Origin of the sequence: Microcystis sp. LSC13-02, assembly GCA_002282935.1 — a bacterium.
Taxonomy (GTDB): domain Bacteria; phylum Cyanobacteriota; class Cyanobacteriia; order Cyanobacteriales; family Microcystaceae; genus Microcystis.
In genome coordinates this window covers 1-5,540 of the sequence record MTBT01000161.1, presented here as the reverse complement: position 1 = coordinate 5,540, position 5,540 = coordinate 1, and the positions used below count along the sequence as shown (strand labels likewise).

The 5,540-nt window shown below is 45.1% G+C and carries 8 protein-coding genes; 4 read left to right on the top strand and 4 right to left on the bottom strand.

Features of this window, described 5'->3' with window-relative positions:
• The first annotated feature begins 354 nt into the window (after positions 1-354).
• Positions 355-582: a hypothetical protein gene (locus tag BGL89_RS09780; RefSeq protein ID WP_286825554.1), complete on the top strand. Its 228-nt coding sequence runs from the start codon at positions 355-357 to the stop codon at positions 580-582.
• Complete coding sequence (locus tag BGL89_RS09775; protein ID WP_323801806.1) at positions 539-841, top strand: type II toxin-antitoxin system RelE family toxin; 303 nt, start codon at positions 539-541, stop codon at positions 839-841. Before BGL89_RS09780 ends, BGL89_RS09775 begins: the two co-directional genes overlap by 44 nt.
• Positions 842-1,103: 262 nt before the next feature.
• Here BGL89_RS09775 and psaK read toward each other — a convergent pair whose 3' ends face one another.
• Entirely contained in the window at positions 1,104-1,370 is a 267-nt protein-coding gene (gene psaK / locus BGL89_RS09770) for a photosystem I reaction center subunit PsaK (RefSeq protein WP_286825552.1), read from the bottom strand.
• Positions 1,371-1,490: 120 nt separating this feature from the next.
• Between psaK and BGL89_RS09765 the strand changes: the two genes are divergently transcribed.
• The gene (locus BGL89_RS09765; protein ID WP_286825551.1) at positions 1,491-2,144 is read left to right on the top strand and encodes a phosphoribosylanthranilate isomerase; all 654 of its coding nucleotides are present in this window, start codon (positions 1,491-1,493) and stop codon (positions 2,142-2,144) included.
• 95 nt (positions 2,145-2,239) lie between these two features.
• Here the strand turns inward: BGL89_RS09765 and folE are convergent, their stop codons facing one another.
• From folE to BGL89_RS09750, 3 genes are all read right to left on the bottom strand, one after another.
• The gene (gene folE, locus BGL89_RS09760) at positions 2,240-2,938 is read right to left on the bottom strand and encodes a GTP cyclohydrolase I FolE (RefSeq protein ID WP_286825550.1); all 699 of its coding nucleotides are present in this window, start codon (positions 2,936-2,938) and stop codon (positions 2,240-2,242) included.
• 49 nt (positions 2,939-2,987) lie between these two features.
• Positions 2,988-3,716 (bottom strand): SDR family oxidoreductase, encoded by a 729-nt coding sequence (locus BGL89_RS09755; RefSeq protein WP_286825549.1) that lies wholly within the window; start codon positions 3,714-3,716, stop codon positions 2,988-2,990.
• Between the two features lie 341 nt (positions 3,717-4,057).
• Entirely contained in the window at positions 4,058-4,963 is a 906-nt protein-coding gene (locus tag BGL89_RS09750) for a hypothetical protein (RefSeq protein WP_286825548.1), read from the bottom strand.
• Positions 4,964-5,007: 44 nt separating this feature from the next.
• Here BGL89_RS09750 and BGL89_RS09745 point away from each other — a divergent pair, with 44 nt between their 5' ends.
• Positions 5,008-5,415, top strand: a complete 408-nt coding sequence (locus BGL89_RS09745; protein WP_286825547.1) for a hypothetical protein — start codon at positions 5,008-5,010, stop codon at positions 5,413-5,415.
• Positions 5,416-5,540 lie beyond the last annotated feature (125 nt).

Sequence of the window (5,540 nt, the reverse complement as noted above, 5' to 3'; positions counted from 1 at the left end):
CAGATTGTGTCTCGGTGCGGTAGTCTCTACTTGCGTCGCCTAAATTGGTCTAGGCAAGCCCCGTCCCTTTTAGGGCGGGGTTAGTGACCGGTGTTTTCTCTAGCATCGATCGCTCACTTTTACTTAGTTGCTTAAGCAAATTTTACCCGGCTGACAAAAAAGCCTGAAAAATCAACATAATAACTTCCTAAATTTTACGATCTAATTGCTCATCAAGATGAAGTGTAACCTAATTTGGTATCGACCACCGACTCCCCAAAACGAAAACTGCCTACCTGATCATCAAGATAACTGCTGTAAGAAACCCGTTTTCTTGATCTGCTGCTAGAATTCAAGTAGATTGGAGGAAAATATATGGAGCCGGCAAACACCTTAGATGCTCTAATACTCAAAACCATCATCAAGGAAAGCGTCTGCGAAGTTATGCGGGAAGAATGGTTTAAATTCTTCGAGATGCTGATTCCCTATGTTGATGATATAGAACAGGCTGACATAGAAGCAAACTTTAATCCTGTTGATTACAAAGACGACAGCTTCGTTGATATTACAGGCTGGTTTAATCGTGAAGATCAGGATCAGTAAATCAGCCAATAAATTTTTGGAGAAACTAGATGCCAATGCCCGAAAATCTGTTTTGACTAAAATTGGTATTCTCAAAACCTGCCTTGAAACTCAAAACGTTTATCCCCCTGAAGAACTTGATATCAAAAAACTTAAAGGTGAGTTAAAAGGATTCTCCATAATTCGTGTTGGCAAAATGCGAGTTATTTTTGAAATCGGCAAGGAGACAGACGAAATCTTTATTTATGAGATTAACTTTAGAGGCAATATTTACGATTAATTAAGCGATTAGCAACGTTCGGATTTACCAATTATTTTCGATACTTCTTTCCGCAGCCATCTAACTTTCATGGGTTAATTTAGCCAATACTGCTTCTTATTCGTCAGCAAAGTATCCAGCTTTGAGAGTTCAAAAATGAGAAAAATAGGGATGAAGTTGCCTAAAATCTCTTTATGCTTAGTTCTCCTGACTACTGACTACTGGCTCCTTGCTCCTCTCTCTGAGGTTTACTGATTACTGGTCACTGATTACTGGTCACTGATTAGAGAATACCCGCATTAGAAAGACCGAGAACCAGTCCCGCACCGAGAATATGGCCAAAACTCATGGTAGCCAATAATTCCGGCAGACCGAAGCTTTTTTTCGAGGCTAACTGCGGCAAGGGTAAAGCAGGACCTGCTCCGGTATTTTGGATGGCAAAATAACCGATAACGAACGCTACTAGGTTAGCTAAGGTCATGGTAATGCCGACGGATAAATTCCAGGGAATGGTTTGAGCGGTGGCGAAAAGTAAGGCAGAAGGGATCATTGGCGCTCCAGTCTTGATAAGATTTTGTTAATCACAGGGCATTATAAAAAGCTCTTGACCCGAAACTGCTTTTTGTTTGAATACTTAACAGTTTTTGTAACGTTTTGTGAATAAGATTAAATGCGAATTAAAATTTGCGGCATTACCCAACCGGACCAAGGCCGAGCGATCGCTACTTGCGGAGCTACGGCTTTAGGTTTTATCCTCGTACCTAGTTCGCCTCGTTACGTCAAAATCGAGCAAATTAACGCCATTATCGCCGCAATACCCGACAAAATTGATTTTATCGGGGTTTTTGCCGACGAGCAACCCGAAATTATTCAGCAAATAATTATTAAAACACCCTTGACAAGTGTGCAGTTACATGGTATTGAATCTCCCGAATATTGCCAAAGGTTGCGGCAATTATTACCCGACCGGGAAATTATCAAAGCTTTGCGGATCAAAGACAGAGAAAGTTGGGAAAAGTCGGCAATTTACTTCAATAGCGTCGATACTTTACTTTTAGATGCCTACCATCCCCAATTGCTCGGTGGTACGGGGCATACCTTAGACTGGCAAGCCTTAGCCAGTTTTTCGCCCCCCTTGCCCTGGTTTCTCGCCGGAGGACTCAACCCCGATAATATTGGTGAAGCTTTAACTCGGCTGCACCCCCAGGGTATTGATGTCTCTAGCGGCGTTGAGCGATCGCCCGGTGATAAAGACCTCAAAAAAGTCGCCCTCTTGCTAGAGCGACTGCAAAAATTCAGTGATCAGTTATCACTGATCAGTTAGAAGGTTTTGGGTTTTAGGGTGTTGGGGTGTTAGGGTTTTAGGGTTTTAGTTGAATTTCCCCATTTCCCCATTTCCCCATTTCCCCATCTCCGGGACTAGAAGAAATTGGGTTTATGACGGATCAGGTTAAGATACTCCTCGCGGGTTTTTTGCTCGTCTTGGAAGACTCCTAACATGGCGCTGGTGACAGTCCAGGAGCCCGGTTTCTGCACCCCGCGCATGACCATGCACATATGGGTTGCTTCCATGACTACCGCAACCCCTTGGGGTTCGAGAATTTCTTGAATCGCTTCGGCAATCTGACGGGTGAGGCGCTCTTGGACTTGTAAACGACGGGAATACATTTCCACAATGCGAGCCAATTTACTTAATCCGACCACCTTTTGGTTAGGAATATAGGCAACGTGGGCCCGCCCCATGAAGGGTAACATATGATGTTCACAGAGACTAAAGAAGTCAATATCGCGCACTAATACCATCTCATTATGACCTTCATTGAAGATCGCACCATTAACGAGGGTTTCTAGGGATTGTTGATAGCCTTGGGTGAGAAACTGCATCGCTTCGGCCACCCGTTTGGGGGTTTTTAATAAACCTTCTCTTTCGGGATCTTCCCCCACCGAGATCAGGATATTTCTGACCGCATCCATCATCTGTTCTTTGTTTTCGTCGGAAGTTGGATGAATTTGAGCGGTTTTGCCATTGTGGGTGTTGCGATCGGGGCGAGTGGTCACGCGTGCTTGAATAGCGTCGGTTAAATTACCGTTTAAACCGTTAGAAGAAGCTATGGTCATAATGAAGATGCCTGTAGGCGAATTGATTGATAAATAGAAGTATTTCGGGTTATAATGCCCCCGCACTGGGCATAATGGTCATCGTTTCCACTACAGCCTGTTTGGGCAGTAACACCGCTTGCAGAATGGCCTGAGCGATGATATCCGGGGTTAACATGGCCGAGCGATCGAAATCTGCTTTGACGCTATCGCTGTCCCAGATGGGAGTATTGACAGCCCCGGGGGTGATAATCGTGACGCGAATGGCGTTAGCCCGCTCCTCGAGGGCTAAAATGCGAGAAAATGCCACTAATCCAGCTTTGCTGACACTATAAGCCCCCCAATCAGGAAAAAAATTATCGGCGGCGATCGAGGAAACATTAACGATCGTGCCTCCCCCCTGTTGACGCATGGCTGGTAAAATCCCTTGCACACACTGGTAAACACTGGTTAAATTCAGATCGATCACCCGCTGCCAGTCTGACAAAGGCGTGTCGGCCAAGGGGTTTGTGTAACCCATGCCAGCATTATTGATCAGGATATCGATCGGTCCGGATTCTTGGGCGATTTTAGCGATACTAGGAGCTACTTCCAGGATATCTGCCAAATCTAAGGGGTAAGCTTGGGCTGATACGCCTAAATCTGCCGCCATTCCCGCCACGGTTGCCAATCTTTGCTGATCGCGACCGATTAAAACCAGATTAATTCCCGCCTTGGCGAAAGCGAGGGCGGTTTCTTTGCCGATGCCGCTGCCGGCTCCGGTGATCAGCGCTCGCTGTTGACGAATAACAGAGTTCATGGTATAGTTTGAAGTCTCTTAATTATTGGTAGTTAGGGCAAAATTTTGGCGGTCGGGGGAACCCTAGAAAAGTTTAAGGGAGTTGGGTTAGATCGGAGCAATTTTTCTCGCACCAAAATTGCTGCAGCCCACCCGGGTGGGGGGAAGCATTGACTATCGGGTAGGTTCAAGATTAAGAATCGTTACAAAATTTTACCTAGCCAATTATAGCACTGTTAAGTCAGGGATCACTAATTTTTGTGTATATCTAGATATCTAACCAGCGAGGGGAAAAAGCGGACTGGTTGGCGAGAATTCTTGAGGCTGTCTTTGTCTGTAACTCGCTCCCCCCGCGCTCAAAACTACTCACCAGAGGAGATGGCAGCGGTGGGTTGAGTGCGATTGACAATCACCACTCGATCGCCGACAACGGGACTTCTAGCGAGGAGAATTCCCTCGTTATCCCTCATTTCCAAGCGGCGAAAATCGAGACTTTGGCAACGTTGAAAAACCGAATTAGCCAATTTATCCTGTTGTGATGCCTCCAGACTATACCAATTATCGCCCAAAATAACTACTAGACGACTAGCCAAAAAATCCGCTTCTACGGTAGAAATAATACCGGCGGGATAACGAGTAGTTAAATCGGTAATTTCCTCTTGAATGGCTGCGACTAAACTTTGTTCGGGAGTTAATCGCGGTTTTGCTTTGGTAATCGGGACGGGAATCGGTGCCTCTGGTGCGATTAATTCTGGGGGAGTTTCGATAATTTCCCCGGCTGCCGGGGAAGGACTAGAGACAACTTCAGGCATATTTTCGGCAATTTCCGCCGGATTTTTCGGTAAACTGACCACAGCTACTAATAGGATAGTGACTAAACTTCCTGTTAACAAGCCGGTAATTAACCAATCGGGAATTTTTTCGCTAATTCCCCCCGGTAAAAGTCGGCGAATTTTGCTCAAAATCGTCGTCCACCACCCTTCCACCTGCTCGAAATCCGGTAAAATATCGTCGATTCCCTCCGCTGCTTCGATTGGAGAATCTGGGGTTAAACTTTGCTCAACTTCTGCGAATTCGTCTGGTTTTAAAGCAGCGGCTAACTGTTGCGTTGAGTTAAGAAGATTATCAACAGCAACTTTTGGGGGTAACACTGTCCCCGTTCCCGTGTTAAGTTGGGAAACGATCGAATTTAACTGCTTGATCGCCTCTTGTAGTCGGATCACTGTTTCTGCTTGGCTGAAATTCTCTCGCTCATTTGGTTGAGTCATAATCTTTGTTAACTCGCTGCCATTCTTTTTCAAAATATCATTCTATGCGCCGTTTTCTCGGTTTTTTAACCAGTATTTTCCTTGTCTTCCTGACTGCTTGTGGTAGTGTCACTCCCCCGCAAGAATTTGCCCCCGACGGAGAAATCGTCGCCAAAGCCCTTTTATTACAATTTCGTCACACATCCGATCGCCTTAGTCAATCTTTACAGATCGATGATCCGCAGGTAAAAATTGCCAAAATTAATGTCACCAGTCTGGAACCGCTTTATGTGGGCAATTTACCCGCTTATCACTTGCAGGGAGATTATGATCTAACTCTACAATTGCCCCATCAAAAAGATAGCAAACAACACAACAATTTTGATCTTTATTTACAAAGACAGATCGAGGGGAAAACTTGGCGTTTACTCGAAGAAGTTGCCTCACAATGGCGCAGCTATTTAGTGAAATAACCGGAAAAAGCCCGGAGATTTTGCTATAGTCTATGATCATCGAAAATTTGGGTCTGAAACCCCGTCGTTCTACGACGGCTTTACCGTTAAATACTAGCGCATTTACCAAATATATGCTAAAATGT